Origin of the sequence: Novosphingobium clariflavum, from assembly GCF_026420865.1 — a bacterium.
Lineage (GTDB): Bacteria > Pseudomonadota > Alphaproteobacteria > Sphingomonadales > Sphingomonadaceae > Novosphingobium > Novosphingobium clariflavum.
The window spans coordinates 1-21,951 of sequence record NZ_JAPCWC010000040.1 but is presented as its reverse complement, the minus strand read 5'-3'; the positions used below and the strand labels follow the sequence as shown (position 1 = coordinate 21,951).

Annotated in this window: 22 protein-coding genes; 8 read left to right on the top strand and 14 right to left on the bottom strand. The window is 62.8% G+C overall.

All coding sequences use genetic code 11. From position 1 onward, the window contains the following. Positions 1–319 precede the first annotated feature (319 nt). Positions 320–661, top strand: coding sequence for a hypothetical protein (locus OKA11_RS22795; RefSeq protein WP_017503234.1), 342 nt, complete (start codon positions 320–322; stop codon positions 659–661). Between the two features lie 3 nt (positions 662–664). Then, on the top strand, positions 665–976 hold the full coding sequence (locus OKA11_RS22790; protein ID WP_099232143.1) for a hypothetical protein: 312 nt from the start codon (positions 665–667) through the stop codon (positions 974–976). A 126-nt stretch (positions 977–1,102) separates the two neighbouring features. On the opposite strand, the gene OKA11_RS22785 is transcribed toward OKA11_RS22790, so the two are convergent. The 5 genes from OKA11_RS22785 to OKA11_RS22765 form a co-directional block, all read right to left on the bottom strand. Then, entirely contained in the window at positions 1,103–3,466 is a 2,364-nt protein-coding gene (locus tag OKA11_RS22785; RefSeq protein WP_234415759.1) for a heavy metal translocating P-type ATPase, read from the bottom strand. 167 nt (positions 3,467–3,633) lie between these two features. Continuing rightward, positions 3,634–5,400: an oleate hydratase gene (locus tag OKA11_RS22780; protein WP_017503237.1), complete on the bottom strand. Its 1,767-nt coding sequence runs from the start codon at positions 5,398–5,400 to the stop codon at positions 3,634–3,636. A 27-nt stretch (positions 5,401–5,427) separates the two neighbouring features. Beyond that, positions 5,428–6,294, bottom strand: a complete 867-nt coding sequence (locus OKA11_RS22775) for a 3-hydroxyacyl-CoA dehydrogenase (protein WP_017503238.1) — start codon at positions 6,292–6,294, stop codon at positions 5,428–5,430. Continuing rightward, positions 6,291–6,719 carry an acyl-CoA thioesterase gene (locus OKA11_RS22770; protein ID WP_017503239.1) on the bottom strand — a complete coding sequence of 143 codons (429 nt, stop codon included), beginning with the start codon at positions 6,717–6,719 and terminating at the stop codon, positions 6,291–6,293. Before OKA11_RS22770 ends, OKA11_RS22775 begins: the two co-directional genes overlap by 4 nt. Positions 6,720–6,784: 65 nt before the next feature. Continuing rightward, positions 6,785–7,408, bottom strand: coding sequence for a TetR/AcrR family transcriptional regulator (locus tag OKA11_RS22765; RefSeq protein WP_017503240.1), 624 nt, complete (start codon positions 7,406–7,408; stop codon positions 6,785–6,787). Between the two features lie 155 nt (positions 7,409–7,563). On the opposite strand from OKA11_RS22765, the gene OKA11_RS22760 reads away from it, so the two are divergent. The 5 genes from OKA11_RS22760 (at position 7,564) to OKA11_RS22740 (ending at position 11,502) form a co-directional block, all read left to right on the top strand. Continuing rightward, on the top strand, positions 7,564–8,652 hold the full coding sequence (locus OKA11_RS22760; RefSeq protein ID WP_026109628.1) for a catalase family protein: 1,089 nt from the start codon (positions 7,564–7,566) through the stop codon (positions 8,650–8,652). A 40-nt stretch (positions 8,653–8,692) separates the two neighbouring features. Then, positions 8,693–9,304, top strand: coding sequence for a hypothetical protein (locus tag OKA11_RS22755; RefSeq protein ID WP_017503242.1), 612 nt, complete (start codon positions 8,693–8,695; stop codon positions 9,302–9,304). A 3-nt stretch (positions 9,305–9,307) separates the two neighbouring features. Then, the gene (locus OKA11_RS22750) at positions 9,308–10,675 is read left to right on the top strand and encodes a Dyp-type peroxidase (protein ID WP_017503243.1); all 1,368 of its coding nucleotides are present in this window, start codon (positions 9,308–9,310) and stop codon (positions 10,673–10,675) included. Between the two features lie 124 nt (positions 10,676–10,799). Continuing rightward, on the top strand, positions 10,800–11,138 hold the full coding sequence (locus OKA11_RS22745; RefSeq protein WP_017503244.1) for a hypothetical protein: 339 nt from the start codon (positions 10,800–10,802) through the stop codon (positions 11,136–11,138). Between the two features lie 22 nt (positions 11,139–11,160). Further along, complete coding sequence (locus tag OKA11_RS22740) at positions 11,161–11,502, top strand: MFS transporter (protein ID WP_017503245.1); 342 nt, start codon at positions 11,161–11,163, stop codon at positions 11,500–11,502. A 187-nt stretch (positions 11,503–11,689) separates the two neighbouring features. On the opposite strand, the gene OKA11_RS22735 is transcribed toward OKA11_RS22740, so the two are convergent. The 9 genes from OKA11_RS22735 to OKA11_RS22695 form a co-directional block, all read right to left on the bottom strand. Beyond that, a protein-coding gene (locus OKA11_RS22735) for an IS5 family transposase (protein WP_267224635.1) occupies positions 11,690–12,450 on the bottom strand; the annotation gives its coding sequence in 2 pieces (ribosomal slippage) (positions 11,690–12,114 and positions 12,114–12,450; 762 coding nt in all). Between the two features lie 134 nt (positions 12,451–12,584). Beyond that, on the bottom strand, positions 12,585–12,884 hold the full coding sequence (locus tag OKA11_RS22730; RefSeq protein WP_004206980.1) for a polyhydroxyalkanoic acid system family protein: 300 nt from the start codon (positions 12,882–12,884) through the stop codon (positions 12,585–12,587). Positions 12,885–12,898: 14 nt separating this feature from the next. Continuing rightward, positions 12,899–13,324 (bottom strand): PaaI family thioesterase, encoded by a 426-nt coding sequence (locus tag OKA11_RS22725; RefSeq protein WP_004206979.1) that lies wholly within the window; start codon positions 13,322–13,324, stop codon positions 12,899–12,901. A gap of 8 nt (positions 13,325–13,332) precedes the next feature. After that, positions 13,333–14,259 carry an electron transfer flavoprotein subunit alpha/FixB family protein gene (locus OKA11_RS22720; RefSeq protein ID WP_004206978.1) on the bottom strand — a complete coding sequence of 309 codons (927 nt, stop codon included), beginning with the start codon at positions 14,257–14,259 and terminating at the stop codon, positions 13,333–13,335. A 115-nt stretch (positions 14,260–14,374) separates the two neighbouring features. Then, positions 14,375–15,118 (bottom strand): electron transfer flavoprotein subunit beta/FixA family protein, encoded by a 744-nt coding sequence (locus OKA11_RS22715; protein WP_004206977.1) that lies wholly within the window; start codon positions 15,116–15,118, stop codon positions 14,375–14,377. Positions 15,119–15,127: 9 nt separating this feature from the next. Next, on the bottom strand, positions 15,128–16,036 hold the full coding sequence (locus OKA11_RS22710) for an NAD(P)H-dependent flavin oxidoreductase (protein ID WP_017503706.1): 909 nt from the start codon (positions 16,034–16,036) through the stop codon (positions 15,128–15,130). Further along, complete coding sequence (locus tag OKA11_RS22705; protein WP_017503705.1) at positions 16,033–17,823, bottom strand: acyl-CoA dehydrogenase C-terminal domain-containing protein; 1,791 nt, start codon at positions 17,821–17,823, stop codon at positions 16,033–16,035. Before OKA11_RS22705 ends, OKA11_RS22710 begins: the two co-directional genes overlap by 4 nt. A 45-nt stretch (positions 17,824–17,868) precedes the next feature. Further along, complete coding sequence (locus OKA11_RS22700) at positions 17,869–20,220, bottom strand: 3-hydroxyacyl-CoA dehydrogenase/enoyl-CoA hydratase family protein (RefSeq protein WP_004206971.1); 2,352 nt, start codon at positions 20,218–20,220, stop codon at positions 17,869–17,871. Beyond that, complete coding sequence (locus OKA11_RS22695; protein ID WP_004206969.1) at positions 20,217–21,353, bottom strand: thiolase family protein; 1,137 nt, start codon at positions 21,351–21,353, stop codon at positions 20,217–20,219. The genes OKA11_RS22700 and OKA11_RS22695 overlap by 4 nt, the downstream gene beginning before the upstream one ends. A gap of 282 nt (positions 21,354–21,635) precedes the next feature. On the opposite strand from OKA11_RS22695, the gene OKA11_RS22690 reads away from it, so the two are divergent. After that, positions 21,636–21,951 (top strand): DUF3422 family protein (locus tag OKA11_RS22690; protein ID WP_267224623.1); only part of this gene is annotated, 316 nt, incomplete at its 3' end.

The window sequence follows — 21,951 nt, the reverse complement described above, 5'->3', positions numbered from 1 at the left end:
TGCTTTGGGTGTCAAATTCATGATCAGCATATATAACGAATAATAGACCAGTCGTCTATATGGCTATGGCGTCACCACCTACGCGGGCTCATCGGCATAGCCAATGGGAGGCATACATGAGCAACGTCGGGCGGCTCGCCGACAATATCGGCAACTTCAGCGCTGGCCGGCGCGGAGCGCCCCTGCGTGGCGCAGCGATGCTTCAAGGCATCGTGGTCTGCGGGATATGCGGACACCGCATGGGTCTTCACTCACTCTGCCCATAAGAAGACCCCCGTCTATCACTGCATCGATAGCGAGCAGAGCGGGCACTGCCAGAATGTGCGCAAACCAGGTTGATGCAGAGGTCGAGCGGCTGTTGATCGAAGCTCTGCAACCCGATCGCATCGACCTTGCGCTTGCGGCTCATGAACAGATGAACGGCGAAAACCGGCTCCTGGAACGTCAATGGGCGCTGAATCGGGAGAAGGCGCATTACGAAGCGGAGCGTGCACGCCGACAATATGATGCCGTGGAGTCGGAAAAGCGGCTCGTCGCACGTTCGCTGGAAACGTTGTGGGAAGAGAAAATACGCGAAGCCGACGCGTCGAACAGGATTACGCGCGGTGGCATGTCGAGCAGGTTAACGCCCTGGCCGCCGCCGCGCGAACGCGTATCCTGACCATTGCCGACCCTGTTGCCCGCGTTCTCGAAGCGGGCTGGCATCGACGAACGCAAAGAGATGATGCGGCTCGTGATCGACAGCGTGACGGTCGACAAGAGCCGTGCGCAAGGCCGTATCTGGTTCGCGATCCTGTGGCAGACCGGCGCGCGAACAGAGCATGTGATCATCCGCAATACCGCCAACTATGACGATCTGGCTCACTTCGCACGCATCGAGGAGATGGTGCGAACGCTCAATGCTGTGGGATCACTCGACCGTCAGATCGCGGACGCCCTGACAGCCGAGGGCATCATGAGAAGATCGGCGCTCTGATCTATGCCAACCTCTTCGACAACGAGGGCGAAGACACCTTCTCGCTGATCTGGTCCCGCCCCAACGGCAGGCGCGCCGACTAAGACCCCACGCAAGACCCCGCCACAAGGTCGGGGCCTTGGTCCGTCATGCCTTCACTGTCCGGAGCCGCAGCGAATTGCCGATGACGCTGACGGACGACAGCGCCATCGCGGCAGCAGCGATGATCGGCGACAGCAGCAGCCCAAACGTGGGATAGAGCGCACCGGCCGCAATCGGTACGCCTGCCGCATTGTAGATGAACGCGAAGGCGAGGTTCTGGCGGATGTTGGCCATCGTCGCCTGCGACAGGCGTCGCGCGCGGACAATGCCGGTGAGATCGCCCTTGAGCAGCGTCACGCCCGCACTTTCGATCGCAACGTCGGTCCCCGATCCCATGGCGATACCAACATCGGCGGCGGCAAGCGCCGGCGCGTCATTTACGCCGTCACCCGCCATCGCCACCACCTTGCCCTGCGCCTTCAGGCGCTCGACGACCGCGGCTTTCTGGTCCGGCAGCACATCGGCCTCGACCTCATCGATGCCGAGCTTTCTCGCAACGGCTTCGGCTGTGGTGCGATTGTCACCGGTCAGCATGACGATGCGGATGCCTTCCGCATGCAGGGCCTTCAGTGCCTCAGGCGTGGTCGCCTTGATCGTGTCGGCGATGGCGAAGATGCCGCCGATGGCTTTATCGATGCCGATATAGATGGCGGTTGCGCCGTCGCGGCGTAGCTCATCGGCCTGTGCCGCGAGCGGCGCTGTATCAACCCCATGTTCGGCGAGGAAGGTGGTGCTGCCGAGCACCACATGCCGGCCCTCGACACGACCGATCGCCCCCTTGCCGGTCGGCGAGTCGAAGTCGGCGACATCGGGGATGGTGATCTTTCGCTCGTCGGCAGCCGCCACGATCGCCCGCGCAAGCGGATGCTCGGACGCCTTCTCCACGCCGGCTGCAAGCCGCAGGATGGTCTCCTCGACAAATCGCGGGGCCACGACGATCCGGGTAACGGCCGGTTTGCCTTCGGTAAGCGTCCCGGTTTTGTCGACCACCAGAGTATCGATCTTCTCCATCCGCTCGAGCGCCTCCGCGTTCTTGATCAGAACGCCGGCGGCCGCCCCCTTGCCGATACCCACCATGATCGACATCGGCGTCGCGAGCCCGAGCGCGCAGGGGCAGGCAATGATCAGCACGGAAACGGCCGCGATCAGGCCATGCGCCAGCCGCGGCTCCGGCCCCCATACACCCCAGGCCGCGAAGGCGAGCAGCGCGACGGCGATGACGACCGGCACGAACCAGCCCGACACCTGATCAGCCATGCGCTGGATCGGCGCGCGCGAGCGCTGGGCATCCGCGACCATCTGGACGATGCGGGCGAGCATGGTGTCGCGCCCGACTTTTTCAGCCCGGATGACGAGCGCGCCGGTCTGGTTCAGCGTACCTCCTACGACCGCTTCGCCGACTACACGCGTCACCGGCATGGATTCTCCGGTCACCATCGATTCATCGATCGATGAGCGACCCTGCTCGACCACGCCGTCAACCGGCACGGTTTCACCGGGCCGGACCCTGAGCCGATCACCGATGACGACGGCTTCGACAGGAATATCCTCTTCAGCATTGTTCCGCCCGATCCGCCGGGCGGTTTTCGGCGCGAGATTGAGAAGCGCGCGGATTGCGCCGGAGGTCTGCTCCCGGGCGCGCAGTTCCATGACCTGACCGAGCAGCACCAGCACGGTGATCACGGCCGCGGCCTCATAGTAGACCGCGACCGTGCCATCGGCGCCTCGGAAAGCCTGCGGGTAGAGCTGCGGCGCGAATGTCGCGACGATGCTGTAGCCCCAGGCGACCCCGGTGCCCATCGCGATCAGCGTGAACATGTTGAGGCTGCGGTTGACGATCGACGCCCAGCCACGTTCGAAGAACGGCCATCCGGCCCACAGGACCACCGGCGTCGCCAGCGCGAACTGGATCCAGATCGAGATGCGCATCGGCACCAAATGGTGCAGCGCCGGGATCAGGTGACCGCCCATCTCCAGCAGGAACACGGGCAAGGCGAGCACGAGGCCGATCCAGAAGCGTCGGGTCATATCGGCGAGTTCGGGGCTTGGTCCGGCATCCGCCGCCGCGATCAGCGGCTCCAGCGCCATGCCGCAGATCGGGCAACTACCCGGCGCATCCCGGCGGATTTCCGGATGCATCGGGCATGTCCAGATCGTCCCTTCCGTTGCGGTTGCCGTTACTGCCGCAACGTGGTGATGCTCATGGGTATCAGGTCCATGCGTGTGGCTATGGTGGGAATGATCGCCATGGGCGGCAGCACCCTCATGGTGATGTGCAGCATGCGCTGCCAGTGCCGCATAATGCACGGGGTCGGCGTCGAACTTCGCCTTGCAGCCGGCCGAGCAGAAGACGTAGCGCTCGCCTTCATACTCAGCATTGTGAGCGGTCCTGGCGGGATCGACCACCATGCCGCAGACCGGATCATGGTCGACGTGACCGGACGGCGTTTCGCCGTCCGGCTCATGATGGTGATGATGGCCGTGCGCCCCAGTCACCTCGGCGGCGCGTTCGCTCTTCTGATCGTCGTCGGCCATTCATCACCTTTCACACGCCGCGCGTGCCTTCCGGTCTTTGTTCACTCCTCGATCAGATGGAACTCTTCGAGCAGCTTGGCGATCTCGGTGCCTTCGAGCTTCTTCATCAGCAGCTTGCGCAGGAAGGCCGGCCCGGGAAGATCGATGCCCTTGCCGTCCCGCAGCGGACCGATCGCAGCAAGAAGTGTACGGATATCATAGGTCGAGTTGAAGACCTCGGGCACGCCGCGCTCGACATTCATCAGCGTGTAGACGGCCTCCATCGGGGTTCTCACCGAATATTCCGTGGTGAAGATGCAGTCCCGCTGCTTCGACTCCGCGAACTGGCCGATGAAGGCGAAGTTGACCGCGCCCTCCGGCACCACGTCCGGCCGGTCACCCGCTTGGCGCGGCATGAAGAAGGCGGTAATATAGGGCATCATCGTGGGAACGGTGCTGGCGCCGGATGCCGCGAGTTCGGGAATGTCCTCGACCGGCACGCCGAGGTGATAGAGCCATTCCTGGGTGATCTCCTCACCGGTGCATTCCTGCATCGGCTTCTTCACGAAGTCGCCGGGGCAATCGACAAAGAGCGCGTAGAACCAGGCGATCATCTGATCTTTGGGCTGCTTCTTGAAATGCGGCTGGCGATGAACCGTCCAGCTCAGCAGCCACGCCGAGTCCTTCACCGTGACGATACCGGCGGAGACGATCTTGCCGGTAAAGGGGTTCCGCTTCGTGATCTTCTCGACATAGGCCGGAATGCGGGCGTCGAGGGCAGTGATCGACGCGGAGGCCCATTTCGTCTCCGGGATATGGGCGCCGAATACGTCCGGGCGGCCGAAGGCCGGATCCTTCGCCGCGATCCGCCGCCACAGGTCCCAGGCCGGCGCCGGTCCTTCGTTGAGCTTCGCCGGTGTCCTGTGGTCGCCATTGTCGGAATTCTCGGTCAGCGAGCCGATGGTGATGAAGACGAGATCGTCGGGCCCGAGATCAATGCCGCCTTCGACGCCGCGCTCCTTCCAGTGGATGCGCGTCGCCTGCTTGGAGCCGGGCTGGATGTCGAAATCGACATCGGTGACCTCGACGCCGTAGCGGAATTTAACCCCGTGATCGGTCAGCCACTTCACCAGCGGCAGGACCATCGATTCATACTGGTTGTAGCGATTGAACTTGAGCGAGGAAAAGTCGGCGAGACTGCCGATGTGATGGATGAAGCGGTGCAGGTAGAGCTTCATCTCCAGCGCGGAATGCCATTCCTCGAAGGCGAACATGGTGCGCCAGTAGAGCCAGAAATTGCTCTTGAGGAAGTCCTCGCCGAAGACCTCGTTGATGCGCTTGTTCTCCATCTCCTCCCGCGTCGCAAGGAAGACCGAGAGGAGATCCTTCTGCGCCTTGTCGTTGAGCGTTAGCAGCGCCTTGTCGGGCACGTCCTGACCCTGGTTCTGCGTCGTTCGCTGCAGCGAAAAGTTGGGATCGTCCTTGTTGAGCCGGTAGAACTCGTCGAGCACGCTGGCATCCTCGATCTCCAGCGAGGGGATCGAGCGATAGAGGTCCCACAGGCACTCGAAATGCTCCTCCATCTCGCGGCCGCCGCGAATGACGAAGCCCTTTTCGGGCACGTCCAGACCATCGAGCGCGCCGCCGGGGATTTCCAGCTCTTCCAATATGGTGATGCGGTCGCCGGAAACGCCGCCGTCGCGGATCAGGAAGGCCGCGCCGGCAAGCCCCGCCAGCCCCGAACCGACAAACCAGGCCGTCTTCTTGTCGGCGCCCTCGGGCTTGCGGGGACGCACGAAGGCTTCATAGTTTCCGCTGCTATAGTGCATGGCGAACTCCTGTTCTTCTTGTTGGGATCAGTCTGCGGAGGGCTTGTAGCTGTAGAAGCCTTCGCCCGAGGCGATGCCGAGCCTGCCCTTGTCGATGTAGTTTTCCTTCAGCCAGGCGGCGAGCGACTGAGCATGCTCGTCGCCATGCGAGAGGATGTTGTAGGGGGTGTTCAATCCGATGATGTCGTAGATCTGGAACGGCCCCATCGGCGCGCCGGTGGCGATCCGCCAGACCTTGTCGACATCTTCCGGCTCGGCATAGCCGCCGGCCGCCAGATCGGCGGCCGCGTTCAGGAGCGGCACCAAAAGCGAATTGAGGACGTAACCCGCTTTCTCCTTGCGCACCGGGATCGGCACCATGCCGATGGCGGAGGCGAAGGCGATCAGGGCATCGAACACGGCCGGATCGGTGTCGTCCGTGCCCATCACCTCGGCGGTGTTGAACTTCCAGATGCTGTTGGCGAAGTGCAGCGCCAGAAACCGGTCCGGTCGGCCGGTGTAAGCCTTCAGGCCGCTCGGCAGCAGGGTCGAGCTATTGGTGGCGAAGATCGTCCTGTCCGGCGCGAGCCCCGCCAGTTTCTCGTAGAGCGCCTGCTTGATCGAAAGAACCTCCGGAACCGCCTCGATCACGAGGTCCGCGTCCGCGACGGCCGCGCCGAGATCGCTCAGCAGAGCGATCCGCTTGAGCGCCCCGGCCGCCTTGCCGCCAGCCGCGCCCGACACCTCGTTCGTGTAGGTTTCGACGAGCGCCGCCAGCCGTGCGCGCGCCTGTTCGAGAGCTTCCTCGCTGATGTCGTAGGCGACAACATCGAAGCCGCTATAGGCCGTCTGGAAGGCGATCTGGCTCCCGAGGACTCCCGTGCCGAGAACCGCCACTTTCCTGATATCGCTCATCCAATTTCCTTCTGCGCGGTATCGTCACTTAGAAACGGAGCCGCCACCTCCACCGGGACGCGGGCCAGCTTGCCGGTTTCCCGATCGACCAGGGCCCATTGGGTCAGCGAGGCGACGATCGTCCGGCCGTCTTCGGCATGGAATTCGACACATCGTGCATAGCGGGCACCCCGCGGCGCTCGGACGACCCAGGTGATCGCACTGACCTCGTCTCCCGCCCGGACATTGCCGCGATAGTCGACCTCATGGCGCAGCACGACCGCGACGAACCGGTCGCGATCCTGCGGCCGCGCGGCCGTCAGCCAATGCGCCACCGACACATCCTGAATCCAGGTCACCCAGACCGCATTGTTGACATGGCCGAGTTCGTCGATGTCGGCGTCCCGGGCGCGGAAGCGGATATGGAAGCGCCGATGCTCATCCACCTCGCCGACGAGCGGGTGTCCGTGCTCATCGCAGCCGATGCGTCGACGATCTGACACGATCCCGCTCACGAATACGCCTGCTCCTCATGCGACGAACCCAGTCCTGCCATGGCGCGGAAGAAGCCGACGAGCATCTCGTCGCGCGGCATGGCGCCTTCGACATCGCCCTGCACCGCCAGTCCCATCCAGACCGCGTAAAGACCGATACCGGTCTGCATCGGCGGCAAGGCCGGACGAAGTGCGAAGCGTTGCGTCAGATCGGCGACGAGCTCACCGAACATCCGATAGCAGGCCGCCTTGCCCTCCCGGTGCCGCTCGGCGAAAGCCGGATCGCGCCGGGCATGGAGCTGCAATTCGATCGAGAGCAGTGACCATTGTGCCTCGTCGGCCAACTTCGCGAGCCGCGCGGCCAGCACCTGCAGCGTCGCCTCGATATCGTCGCCGGAGCAGTGCGCGACCAGGTCGCGAAGCAGTGTGACCTCGTCCTGGATATGGCTTTGCAGGATCTCGACCAGCAGATCATCCTTGCTGGCGAAGTTCGAGTAGAAGGCGCCCTGCGAATGCCCTGCGGCGCTGCAGATGTTGCGAATCGACATGGCAGAGACCCCCTCCTCGATAATCGAGGAATGCGCGGCCGCGATCAGCCGGTCCCGCGTCTGGCGCTGCGTGTCCTTGCGCGTAAGCGGCATGGGTTCGTTCTCCAACCAACGGGCGAGACGTGCGAAACCTTTTCGGAGGTTCCGCGTTCTCAGTGAGACCAGATATCAACTGATATCCGAAATCAACGGCGATTTCGACCCGAAATCGTTCCTGGGCAACGAAATCTCAGTGTGAAGGAGCGCTCTTGGCTCAAACCTACATTGGCTATTCTCCGGACGTGGAGGTTCTCGGCAAGGACGAGGAGCGGCTGACCGCCGAGATCCTTGAGATCATGGCGAATACCAACCGCAAGGCGTTCGAACGCCACCGCCATGCGGTGCGCGACGCCCATGCCAAGAGCCACGGGTTCCTCAAGGGCGAACTCGTCGTGCCGGAACTGCCGGAGCATCTGCGTCAGGGGCTTTTCGCTCGCCCGGCCACCTATTCCATGGTGATCCGCCTCTCATCAGCGCCGGGCGACATTCACTCCGACACGATTCCCGCCCCGCGCGGCATGGCGATCAAGGTGATCGGCGTCGAAGGCGAGCGGCTTCTCCCCGAAGACCAGGGCCAAAACCAGGATTTCCTGCTCGTCAACATCCCGACCTTGAGCTTCGGCACGATCGGTAAATATCGCCAGCTCATCAGCCTTCTGGAGAAGAATGCCCAGAACCCGGTCTTTCTCCAGCGAGCGATGGCTGGGGTGGCGCGCGGCGTGGAAGCTGCGGTCGAAGCGGTCGGCGTCGAGCCCGGCGCCACGCTGCGCGGTCTCGCGCGCGACAACGACCATCTGCTTGGCGAGACCTATCACTCGATGGCGGCGATCCGTTTTGGCGATTACATCGCCAAGATCAGCGCCGCGCCGCTTTCCGACAATGTCCGCGCGCTCACCGGCAAGGACGTCGGCACGGTGGAGGATGCCACCATGCGCGATCTGGTTGTCGAGCATTTCCGCGACCAAGGTGCTGAGTATCAATTGCGCGCCCAACTTTGCGCTGATCTCGACAAGATGCCTGTCGAGGACGCGGCGGTGCTCTGGCCCGAAGAGCTGTCGCCACACCAGCCGATCGCCACGCTGCGCATCCCGCCGCAGGACGCCTATTCGCCGGCGCGGCGGGTCTATGGCGATGACGTGCTGTCGTTCAATCCCTGGCACGGTATCCGCGATCATCAGCCGCTCGGATCGATCATGCGGGTGCGCATCGCCGCCTATGAGCGATCCACCCGCTACCGCCATGAGATGAACGCCCAGCCTCGTGTCGAGCCGACAAACATCGACGCCATCCCGGACTGACGCACCGATCGTCACACGCAATCACGAAAGGAGGCCAGCCATGGCCGAAACCGAAGACACCCCGCAGATCGACGAAACCCGCCTTCAAGCCATCCGGCGGCGGATCGAGGAAGTGGCCGGCGACGCGCCGCAGCTCGCCAAGCTCGCCCTTGAGCAGATGGTGACGAAGCACAATCCCGACCTCAAGGGCACGGCGGGCTCGGCTGGCCGTGTCGGCGCCCAGTCCGGCAATGTCTCCGAGCTCACAGCCATCGCAAACTTGAAGCCAGGCGGCGCGGACCGGCTGAAACGCATCTTCGGGCTGGTGAACGGCAATTTCGATGGCGCGCAGAAGGTCGGCACGCTCCACAATATGCGGTTCGTGTTCTTCGACAACGACACACGCATCCTGTTCGCCACCGCCTATGACGGCGACTGGGACACCTATATCAACGACTTCGCCACCAAGATCCCCGACCTGATGGACCTGCTTTTCGCTTCGGTCGAAGGTTGGCCTGGCATCGCAAGCCCCAAGGTCAAGGATTTCATCGCCGAGCATCAGATCACCGCTGCCGGCTGGTTCGTCGCCAACCCGCAGGTGACCGTCGTCGACGTGCGCCGCCTTCAGCGGATGGAGCATGCGGTCAACGAATTCCTGGACAAGGTGGGCTGAGCCATGGCGATCCTTCAGAAACTGAAAGAGCGCTTCCGGCGCGACAGCGTTACGCTCGATCTGCACGACATTCAGGCGCTGATCCTGCGAAGCCGGCCCGAGCCTTATGTCGGTATCCACGCCATGCTCCATTTCGACGAGGCGGAGGGCGCGCGCGATCTTCTCGGCCGGCTCGCGCCCCATATCGCATCTGCCGACAACTGGAGCGAGGATCTTGATTTCTGGATCGGGGCCGCACTCAGCTTCGAGGGGCTGAAGGCGCTCGGCGTTCCCGAAGCGCAGCTCAAGACATTCCCGCTCCCCTTCCAGCAGGGCATGGCCGCACGCGCGGAGCAGCTTCGCGACTTCGGGCCCAACGCGCCTGAAAACTGGGAAGAGGTGTTCAAGCCCGGCAACTGCCATCTCGCGCTGACTATCTACGCCGTGGATGATGCTGCGCTCGATAAGGCGCTGGCGACGGCGCGCACCGAACTCGACCGGAGCAGCGGCGTGACCCTGCTCGGCGAGCATCGTTTCGGCGCGCCGGATGGCGCGAAAAACCCGTTCGGTTTCCGGGATTCGATCTCCCAGCCCGCCGTCGAGGGTAGCGGCGTCGATCCGCTGCCGGGCGAGGAGCGCCCGATCAAGGCGGGCGAGTTCATTCTTGGATATGAAAGCGAGAACGGCCAACCGCTTGGCATGCCCGAGCCCGCCGGGCTGGGCAAGAACGGCACCTTCGTCGTTATGCGCAAGTACAACAGCCGGGTCGGCTGTTTTAACGCCTTCCTCAAGGCGCATGGCGAGACGCCGGAGGAACGCGAGCTATTAGCCGCCAAGATGTTCGGTCGCTGGCGTTCCGGCGCGCCCTTGACGCTGTCGCCCGATCACGACGATCCCGACCTCGGCGCCGACCCGCAGCGCAACAACGACTTCAGCTTCAAGGATGACCCCAAAGGTCGCGTTGTGCCGCTTGGCTGCCATATGCGCCGGCTCAATCCCCGCGACTCCGAGTTGACGCTGCTCACCGACGTCAACATCCACAGGATCATCCGTCGTTCCTCGACCTTCGGGCCGGTCTATTCCGAGGATGTCACGCCGCAGGACGATAAGAAAGGCGATCGCGGCCTGTTCTTCATCTTCATCAGCGCGCGTGCCTATGACACGATCGAGTTCATGCAGCAGGAATGGATCAATCGCGGGAATTTCGTCGACCTTGGCGAAGAGCGCGATCCAATCGTCGGCCTGCATGAGGAGGACGGTCGGTTCACCATCCCGCAGGCGCCCGCGCGCAAGCGCATCGACGGTGTGCAGACTTTCAATGTCATGAAGGGAGGCGAATATCTGTTCATGCCAAGCCTATCGGCGCTTAAGTGGTTGGCAGAACGACGCTAAAGCTATTCACCTGATTGTCGGTTGAGATTTGAAGTGTGCAGAGTGACCCGGAAAGTGCGGGGCTGTGCGGAAGGTTAAGTGAGTGGGAGTTGAGTTTCGGCAAGGCTGGGGATGGTTGGTCCTTGTGGCGCTTACGATTTCGACGACCGGCGATGAAATCACGTTGCTGACGTTGATGTTCCGCACTGCCGAGAACGCATCCGGCTATGCGGTGCCGACGCTGCTGACCGCGGAGCTGCTACCCGGTCTGATCGCCGCACCCTGGGCGGGCCGCTTGATCGACCGCCGGGAGGCGGCCCGCATTCTGGTCATGGTGTCAGTTCTGCAAGCGGGCGTGATAGCATTTATCGCCTATTATCCCATGTTCACGCTCGCCGGGGCCGCGCTGTTGAGCGTGCTGTTCACGATCAGCAGCGCCGCAACATTCGCGTTGATTCCAGTGCTGGCGAGCGGCTTGGAATGACCTCGCACTCGCCAATTCCCTTATGGAAATGGTTCGCAGCCTTGGAATGCTCGCTGGTCCAGTCGCTGGGGGCGTACTGGTGGGATGGATCGGATCGCGCAATGCGCTTTTAGCCGATGCCGCCAGTTTTGCCCTTTTGGCCCTCGTCGTGATGGCGAGCAGGCTTCGCCGCAAGCCACAACGGGACGATCAGGAGGAAGAGACCCTGTTCGCGGACTACCTGCCGCTGCTCCGCAATCGACGGTTGATGGTGGTTACGGGTGCGCTCAGCCTCGAAGTGTTTGCGACCGCCATAGCCGACGTTGCTTTCGTGTTTCTCGTGATGGTGACGCTGGGAGCGGGCCGACCGCGTTTGGAATGCTGACGGCACTATGGGCGGTTGGGATGTTGATCGGCGCTGGGCTGGCCGAAAGGGTTATTGGCCATAGGGTCGGACTGGCGGCGTTCGGCACGGCCGCTGTCATGGGCGCGACCATGCTGTGGATCGGCCTTGCGCCGATCGGGCTGGCAATCGTTGCCGTCGCCTTCATCCTAGGCTCAGGACTCACTGATCAGAGCCAAAAGATGACGGTGGCAGCGAGGGCGATGGCCGAGAAGAAGGCGTTGGGGCACCGGTCGTAGCGCGTCGCGACCCGCCGCCAGTCCTTCAGGCGGCCGAACATGATCTCGATCCGGTTGCGGCGCTTGTAGCGACGTTTGTCGTATTTGACGGCCTTGTTCCGGGATTTCCGGCCCGGGATGCAGGAGGTGATGCCCTTTTCCTGCAAGGCGTCTCGGAACCAGTCGGCATCATAGCCACGATCGGCGAGCAGCCATTGGGCTTTGGGTAGTTCGTCCAGCAAGGCCGCCGCGCCAATATAATCGCTGACCTGACCTGCGGTCATGAAGAAGCTGATCGGCCGACCATTGGTATCCGTCACGGCATGAAGCTTGGTGTTCATGCCGCCTTTCGTGCGGCCAATCAGGCGGCCCGCATCCCCTTTTTTACCGCAAGGCTCGATGCCGTGCGGTGCGCTTTGAGATAGGTCGCGTCGATCATCACCGTCTTGCGTTCGGATGCCTGGGGCGCAGCCAGACCTTCCATTATCCGCAGGAATACGCCTTTATCGCCCCACCGCTTCCAACGATTGTACAGCGTCTTGTGTGGCCCATAGTCTTTCGGTGCATCGCGCCAGCGCAGCCCATTGCGGTTCACAAAAATGATCCCGCTCAACACCCGGCGATCGTCAACCCGAGGCTTGCCGTGGCTCTTCGGGAAATACGGCTCAAGCCGTGCCATCTGCTCGTCCGTCAGCCAATATAGGTCGCTCAAATCCAGTCTCCTCACGGAGCCTGAATCACACAAACCTAATCATATCAATGGGTCCTGACCCTAGGAAACAGGGCAGATTCTCGTAAACTCAATCATCGCAGAGCAACGATATTGTCCTGCGGCCAGTAAATTCATCATGCCTTGCTGAGCATTTTCTCGGCGCTCGTTTTCACAAAATCCGAAATCTGTCCTGACATCATTTTGAGGAACAGCGGTACGCTGACGTCGCCGCGAATCTCGCTATCCTCAATGTCGAGTTGCACCGGGATATTCTGCCCCATCGCCCCGATGACCAAGTGTAGTGCGTAGTCCGATACCCACTCGGAACTGAGCGAACCGCCTCCCGGGATATGCGCTGCCAGCTTGGGCAGGCCGGCCTCGATCCTGCTCTTCGCTTCGATTTTACCAAGGCTGTGCGGGATAACGACTTCCATATCTTCTTTCCTGTTCAGGCCGCCCGATCGACGAGCAGCAAGGTCGATGTCGCGGAGGCATAGAGTTTGCCGGCCATGTCGATCAGACGCGCCTCGGTATGCGCCACCCTCTTGCCCATCGACACCACCTGGCCGATTGCACGGACCATCCCGACCCTGTCGGTCAAGGGCGCATGATAGGCGACCTTGAGTTCGAGCGTGACGCAGTTGATGGGCACTTGGGCCGCGGAGTTCGCCGCGATGCCGCAGGCCGAATCCAGGAGCGTCGCGGCATAGCCACCATGGGCGATGCCCATGAAATTGTAGGTCTGCGAGGTGGGCGTCGCGACAAAGACGACCTTCCCCTCCTCCGCCTCAAGCAGATCGATGTCGAACAGGTCCATCATGGGCGGCCGGGTGCCGGCCGCCATGAACTGTTCGATCTCTTCCAGACCGGTCATCGCTTACCTCAAAGCTTTTCGGTCAGTTCAGGAACGATCTTGAAGAGGTCGCCGACCAGGCCGATATCGGCGACCTGGAAAATGGGCGCGTCCTCATCCTTGTTGATCGCGATGATGGTCTTGCTATCCTTCATGCCAGCAAGGTGCTGAATCGCACCCGATATGCCGACGGCGACATAGACTTCCGGCGCCACGATCTTGCCGGTCTGGCCGACCTGAAAATCGTTGGGCGCATAGCCAGCATCGACCGCTGCGCGGCTTGCGCCCACACCCGCGCCCAGCTTGTCGGCCAGCGGATCGATCACGCCATGAAACTGCCCGGCCGAGCCCAGCGCTCGCCCGCCCGAGACGATGATTTTGGCCGAGGTGAGTTCCGGGCGCTCGGACTGGGCGATCTCGGCACCCACGAAGCTGGAAAGTCCCGCATCCGTGCCCGTCGCAGCCTCGATACTGGCCGAGCCACCCTCGCGGGCCGCCTTCTCGAAGGCTGTGCCACGCACCGTGATAACCTTCTTTGCATCAGACGACTGGACCGTCGCGATCGCATTTCCCGCGTAGATGGGACGCGTGAACGTGTCAGCGCTTTCCACCGACAGGATGTCGCTGACCTGCATCACATCAAGCAAGGCCGCCACGCGCGGCGCGATGTTCTTGCCATTCGAAGTGGAAGGCGCCACGAACGCGTCATAGCCGCGCATCAGGTCCGCGACGGCCGGCGCGACATTCTCGGGCAAAGCGTGTTTGAACGCCGCATCGTCGAACGTTACGACTTTGGCGACACCCGCGACCTTCGCAGCAGCCTCGGCCACGCCGCCGATGCCCGCACCGGCAACCAGCAGATGGACCTCACCAAGTTTGGCAGCGGCGGTGACGGCCGATAGCGTCGCATCCTTGACCGACGCATTGTCATGTTCAACCCAGACGAGCGTATTCATAACTTATTCTCCGAGAAATCCGCCCCCGCTTCATCTCTGTGCGCACAGGATGAAGCGGGGTGCGCCGTCACTTGCATGGGAGAGGTTCGGCAAGTTCGGCGCGTTTGAAAGTTTATCAAATCGCCATTTCCTTGAGCCTGGCGACCAATTCATCGACGTCGGCCACCTTGATGCCCGCCGAGCGCTTGGGGGGTTCGGTCACCTTGAGCGTCTTGAGGCGCGAGGCGATCTCAACACCGAGATCGGCCGGCGTCTTCGTCGCCAGCGGCTTGGATTTGGCCTTCATGATATTGGGCAGGCTCGCATAGCGCGGTTCGTTGAGACGCAGATCGGTCGTCACGATCGCCGGCAGTTTGAGGCTTACGGTCTCCAGACCGCCATCCACCTCACGGGTCACCGCGACAGTCTCGCCCGATACTTCGACCTTGCTGGCGAATGTGCCCTGCCCCCAACCGAGAAGGGCTGCCAGCATCTGGCCGGTCTGATTGGCATCATCGTCGATGGCCTGCTTGCCGAGGATCACCAGGCCCGGAGCCTCCTCGGTGGCGATGGCCTTCAGGATCTTGGCGACGGCGAGCGGCTCGACCTCATCGTCAGTCTGGACGAGGATCGCGCGGTCGGCCCCCATGGCGAGCGCGGTGCGCAGCGTTTCCTGCGCCTTGGCGACGCCGATCGACACCACCACGATTTCGGTCGCGACTCCCTTTTCCTTGAGGCGGATAGCCTCTTCGACGGCGATCTCGTCGAACGGGTTCATCGACATCTTCACGTTCGCCAAATCGACGCCCGTCCCATCCGCCTTCACGCGCGGTTTCACATTATAATCGATAACCCGCTTGACGGGCACAAGCACCTTCATGGATCAATCCTACTCTGATTGTAATGCCGCCTGATATTCGGCAATGAGTCTCTCACAGATGGATCGGGCCGGTTGGACGGCAGTGGTAGCGCCGACACCGTGGCCTGCCGACCAGATCGTCTTCCAGGCCTTGGCCTCCTCCGAAACCGAAAGCGCGCCATGTGGCTCAGGGAGAGTCGCGGCTTCCAGCGAGGGCCGGAGAAAATTGGCCCCGACGCCGGTGACCCGGTCCGTATAGACGATATCCGCTGGTCCGGCCCCGATCACCATGTCTTTCTGTGCCGGCGAGGCGAGACTCTCTTCCGACGCGATGAAGTGGGATCCGATATAGGCAAGATCGGCCCCCATCATCTGCGCGGCCGCGATCTGGTGGCCGCGCGTGATGGCGCCGGAAAGCGCCAGCGGCCCCTGGAAGAAGCGCCGTATCTCGTCAACCAGTGCGAACGGGCTCATCGTGCCGGCATGTCCCCCCGCGCCGGCAGCGACCGCGATCAGACCGTCGACGCCAGCTTCGAGCGCCTTTTCCGCATGACGCACGTTCGTCACGTCGTGAAAGACCAGCCCGCCATAGCCCTGAACCACCTGGACAAGATCGGCGATGGCGCCGAGCGAGGTGATGACCAATGGCACATGGTGCCGAACGATCAGTTCCAGATCGGCGTCGAGCCTCGGATTGCTCTTATGGACGATGAGGTTGACGCCGAAGGGCGCCGCTCCCGGCATGGGAGCCAGCCGCTCCTCGATTTCATCCAGCCATTCACCGAAACCTTGACTGGTGCGCTGGTTGAGCGCCGGGAAAGTACCAAGCAGTCCCGCCTCGCAGCAACTGACGACAAGGTCCGGTCCCGACACAAGGAACATCGGCGCAACGATGGCTGGAATGGCCAGCCGCTTTTCGAGGCTTGCCGGAAGCGTCAAAACACGTCGTCTTCCAGCGCCATCAGCGACTTCTTGCCCGCCTTGATCGCCAGGAAGCTGGCGGTCGCCTGAGGCAGGATACGCTCGAAGAAGAACGTCGCCGTCTTGATCTTGGCATCGTAGAAGCGCTTGTCCTCGCTGCCGAAGAAGAGCTGCAAGCCTGCGATCTTGGTCGCCTTGGCAAAGCAATAGCCCATGGCCACCAGGCCCATCAGACGCAGATAGTCCGCCGACGCCGCGCCCGCCTCTTCGGGATCCTTGAGCGCCCGCTGCGCGACCGTGGCCGTCGAAAGCTGCAGCGCCCCGAACGCCTTGGCGAGCGCCTCGATCATCGGCTTCATCGGTCCGTCGACGTTGTTTTCCTCGATGAAAGCCGACACCGGATGGAAGAAGCTGCGCAGATAGCGGCCCATATGGGCGCCGAGCTTGCGGCCGACGAGATCGAGCGCCTGAACGCCGTTCGTCCCCTCATAGATCATGGTGATCCGGGCATCGCGGGCATATTGCTCGACGCCGCTTTCGCGGATGTAGCCGTGGCCACCATAGCATTGGACCGCAAGGTTCGCGCTGTCGAACGCAAGGTCGGTGAAGAGCGCTTTGACGACGGGGGTCATGAGCGCAATGAAGTCACTCGCACGCTGGCGCACTTCGGGTTCGGGAGAATGTTTTTCCGCGTCCAGGGCGCGCGAGACCCAGGCCGAGAGCGCCCGGCATCCCTCATTATAAGCCCGCATCGTCATCAACATGCGGCGAACATCGGGGTGAACGATGATCGGATCGGCTGCCTGATCGGGATATTTGGGTCCCGAGAGCGCCCGACCCTGAATACGATCTTTCGCATACCAGGCCGCCGCCTGATACGCCGCCTCGCCCACACCCAGGCCCTGGATGCCGACGGAGACACGCTCCGTGTTCATCATCGTGAACATGGCGGCCATGCCCTTGCCAGGCTCACCGACGATCCAGCCGATCGAATCATCGAAGTTCATCTGGCACGTCGCCGACGCCTTGAGACCCATCTTGTGCTCGATCGCGGCGCAGGCGACGCCGTTCGATTGACCGGGAGTACCGTCCTCCCTGGGCAGATATTTGGGGACGAGAAACAAGCTGATGCCCTTCACGCCCTTGGGGGCGTCGGGCAGGCGGGCGAGCACGAGATGGATGATATTCTCGGTCAGGTCATGCTCACCGGCGGAGATGAAGATCTTGGAACCGGTGACCTTGTAGCTGCCATCGCCCTGCGGGACCGCGCGGCTGCGCAGGAGCCCGAGATCGGTACCGCAATGAGGCTCGGTCAGGCACATCGTGCCGGACCACTGGCCGCTCACCATCTTGGGCAGGTAGGCCTGCTTGAGCGCGTCACTGCCATGGCCCTCGATCGCAGTGGTGGCACCATGGGTGAGGCCCGGGTAGAGGCCGAAGGAGAGGTTGGACGAGCAGATCATCTCCTCGACCAGCTTGTTGACCGCTTCCGGCAGCCCCTGCCCACCCCATTCCGGATCGGATGCGAGCGCGGTCCAGCCACCTTCGGCGAACTGCTTATAGGCTTCGGGGAACCCCGCCGGCGTCCGCACGACGCCGTTTTCCAGATGACACCCCTCCTCGTCGCCCGACCGGTTGATCGGCAACAGGACGTCGCGACAGAAGCGCGCCGCCTCCTCGAGGATCGCATCGGTGAGATCCGGTGTGAACTCCGACAGCGCGGGAATATCCCCGAAGCCGTCATCGGCATGGAGTTCGTTGAGCACGAAGCGCATGTCGCGCAACGGGGCGTCATAGACTTGCATATTTATATCTCCTGACCGGTCGGCCATCCGGCCGCCGGCCGCCAATCAGTTACGCAGCGGCTTGCCGGTGACGAGCATCTGCTCGACGCGCGCCTGGGTCCGCGGGTCGCGCACCAGTTGCATGAAGGCCTTGCGCTCGAGCGCCAGCAGATCCTCTTCGGTCACGATGTCGATGAGATCCTTCTCGCCGCCCGTCAGGACGTCGGCGAGCGCGCCGGATACGACACCATCGTAAGATGTGGCGAGGCCACGGGCCTGGAAGCCTTCGACAGCCATCGAAAGAGCGGACTTGCCTCCCGCGCCAGGCAAGCGGAATTCCGGAGCCACAGGCGGTTTGTAACCGTCGGCCAGTTCCAGTGCCTTCGCCTTGGCGTCCGCCAGCAGACGGTCCCGGTTCATCGTAATGCCGTCCGAGGGACGCAGGAAGCCATGCTCCTTCGCCTCGGCGGCCGACTTTGCCACAGTGGCTGTCGATACCGTCTCGAAGACCTTGGCTACGGCCGGCATCGGCCCCTTGGGCATGCCGGGACTGGAGCGCCAGCGATCGATCATTTCACCGCATCCGCCCCAGCCAGGGATCAGACCCACGCCGCACTCGACCAGACCCACATAGCTTTCGGCATGGGCCTGCACGGCATCACTGTTGAGCAGGATCTCGCAACCGCCGCCCAATGCCATGCCGGCCGGAGCGCTCACGACCGGGAACAGCGCATATTTGAGCGCCTTGTAGGCCTGCTGCCCGCCCGCGACGAGCTTTTCGATCTCGCCCCATGCCGCGATGTTCAGTGCGAACAGAGCAAGACCGAGATTGGCGCCGGCGGAGAAATTGCTGCCCTCATTATAGACGACGAGCGCCTTGAACTTGTCCTGCACGACCGGGATCGCCTGACCGATCAGCTTCATCACATCGCCGTCGAGCGCGTTCATCTTGCCGGTGAACTCAAGGCAGGCAACGCCGTCGCCGACATCCCAGAGTGCCGCCGAACCATTTTTGAGGATCGGCTGGCTATGGAGCTTGATGTCTTCCAGCAGCAGCACGCCCTCGGGCCGCACGACATCATGATAGTCGCCGGCGGCATCGAGATATTGCCGACGGCCGTCCTGCACCCGGTAGAAAGGCCGATCTCCGGCTACCTTGAGGATCGCGGGAACATCCCGCCCCTCGGCGGCCAGCCGTTCGGCGAGCTTGCCCGGCCCAAGGCGATCGATCAGTTCGAACGGCCCGAACTTCCAGTTGTAGCCGAGCTTCATCGCGTCATCGATGCCGACGATGTTGTCCGCAGCTTCACCGACCAGACTCGCGGCATAGGAAAGAACCTTGCCGAGAATTTCCCAGGCATAGGCGCCGACCTTGCCGGGCGCAGCAACCAATGCTGCCAGGTCCTTCTCGGCCCGGCCCGGCAAGGAAGCCGGCTTCACCGATACGCGATATTCGCCGGTCGCGAGATCGAGCGCTTTCTTGGTCTTCGTCGCCTTGTCGAACGCGTAGAAACCGCCCTTGCCCTTCCGCCCGGTAAAGCCTTCCGCGATCATCCTGTCGACGAGCGGCATCGGCCTCACCGTGTCGAAATAGGCGTCACCTGCCGGCAGCGTCGAGGACAGGCTCTTCGTGAGCAGCGGCATGAGGTCGACGCCAACGAGATCGACAAGGCCGAAAATGCCGGTCTTGGGCACGCCCATCGGCTTTCCGCCGATCTGGTCGGCTTCCTCCACCGTCAGCCCCTGGTCCATCGCGGCATTGATCGCGACGGCCAGCCAGTAGGTACCGATGCGATTGGCGATGAAGCCCGGCGTGTCCCGCGCCGGCACGATGCGCTTGCCGAGCTTTCGATCGACGAAATCCGAGACGCGCCTCGCCACAGCCGTATCAGTGTCGGGGCCGGTCACGATTTCGATGAGCCGCATGTAGCGCGGCGGATTGAAGAAATGGGTGATCAGGAAGTCCTGTTTGAACTGATCGTCCCGCCCCTCGACCAGATGGCCAAGCGGAATCGTCGAGGTATTGGACGATACCGCCGTGCCCGGACGCTTGAGCTGCTCGAGCTTGGCGTAGAGCGCCTGCTTGATGTCGAGCCGTTCGACGATCGCCTCGACGATCCAGTCGCATTCGGCCACCCGCTCGAGATGGTCGTCGATATTGCCCGTTTCAACGAGCTTCGCCGCAGCCTTCGACATGAAGGGCGCCGGATCGGTCTTCAGCATCTTCGCGACCGCACCCTTCGCCACGGCGTCACGATCGCCGCCCTCCTTGGGCACGATATCGAGCAGCAGCACCGGCACCCCGGCATTGGCGACCTGCGCTGCGATGCCGGCGCCCATGACGCCTGCGCCGATCACGCAGACCTTTTTGATGGTTTCCGGCGGGGCGCCGACTGGCTTGATGGCCTGCTCGCTCATTCCGCCGCCTCCAGCACGGTGGCGATGCCCTGACCGCCGCCGATGCACTGGGTGGCAAGCGCATAGCTGCCGCCTTCGCGCTTCAGCAGAGCCGCGGCCTTGCCCACGATCCGCGCACCGGTCGCCCCCAGAGGGTGGCCTATCGCGATGGCGCCGCCGTCCAGATTGACCTTCGACTGGTCAAGCCCCAGGTCGCTGATGCAGGCCAGTGACTGGCTCGCAAAGGCTTCGTTGAGCTCGACAACGTCAAGCTGGTCCACACTGAGCCCCGCCCGCTGCAGCGCCTTGCGCGAGGCCTCGACCGGTCCGATGCCCATGATCTCCGGCTGGCAGCCAGAGACAGCAACCGACTTGATGCGAGCAAGGATCGGCAGTCCATGCGCGCGCGCATAATCCTCGCTCGTGACCAGGATTGCGCTTGCGCCATCGGTCAGCGGCGAGGACGTTCCCGCCGTTACCGTGCCGTCCTGGCTGAAGGCCGGCTTCAGCCCGGCGAGGGTTTCCGTCGTCGTGCCGGCACGCGGCGTGCCATCCTTGTCGACCACGCCCGCCTTGGTCGTGATCGGCACGATCTCGGCCTCGAGCTTGCCGGCCGCGATAGCCGCGGCCGCCTTGTCCTGACTGGCGACCGCAAAGGCTTCCTGCTGGGCACGGGTGATCTGATATTTGGTCGCGACATTCTCCGCCGTGTCGCCCATGCCCATATAGGCGGCGCTCTTCTTCGCGAGCTCGGGGTTCGGCAGCGGATTGAACCCCATCATCGGCACGCGGCTCATCGACTCCACGCCCGCGCAGATGAAGGCCTCGCCGGCGCCAAGCTGAATCTGGCCCGCAGCGATGTGGACCGAGCTCATCGACGATCCGCAGAAGCGATTAACGGTCATGCCGCCGACAGAGAGCGGCAGGTCGGCGAGAAGACCGATAAGGCGCGCGATGTTGAAGCCCTGCTCGCCTTCAGGAAAAGCGCAGCCCAGCACGATATCCTCGATATCTTCGGCCTTCACGCCGGTCTGCTGAATCAGTCCGCGAATGACCTGAGCGGCCAGATCGTCAGGGCGGACGCGCGCCAGCGCGCCCTTGCCTGCCAGGTGAAAGGGGGACCGGGCATAGCCCGCAACAACCACATTACGCATCGATGATAGCCTCTCCAGGGAATCGGACATCTGATTACCTAATGGTGCGTGAAATGACGTTTACGTCAACTAAAATCTTTGGCACTCTTCTCACGCCGTCGAGGGAATCGTCATGCACCGGTTCCCGGGAGGCTTGATATCGGAGGTCTTGGCCGAGGAACGTACGGATGCTCGCCAGTGAAAAACCGCGCACTCTCATCCCGGCGATGATGCTCGCGCCCGTCTTATCGACGGCTGCGCCTCTCCCCAAGCGCCACTGCACCTGTTTTCGAAGGCGCACACATGCGATTTTCTGAGCATCCCCTCCGGCGTCAGATCGTCGGCGAAATGCATCTGCGCCGTTTTCCTGCACTCGAATTGCCCGCCATGGCATTTCAGACGGTTCGCCTGGTCGATGAGAATGACCGGGAGAAGGAATGGCTGATCCTGGAGCAGCGATGTGCCTCTGGACTCGATCGCAACCTGCGCCACCTGGAAACGGAGTGGTCCGCCAACGGGCGGCTGGCCTGGGAAAGGCACAGTGAAGCGGTCACCACGACGCTAACGTCAACCTCGGTCAGCGCGGACGCGCAGTTCTGGTCTGCTCCCGACGTCGGCC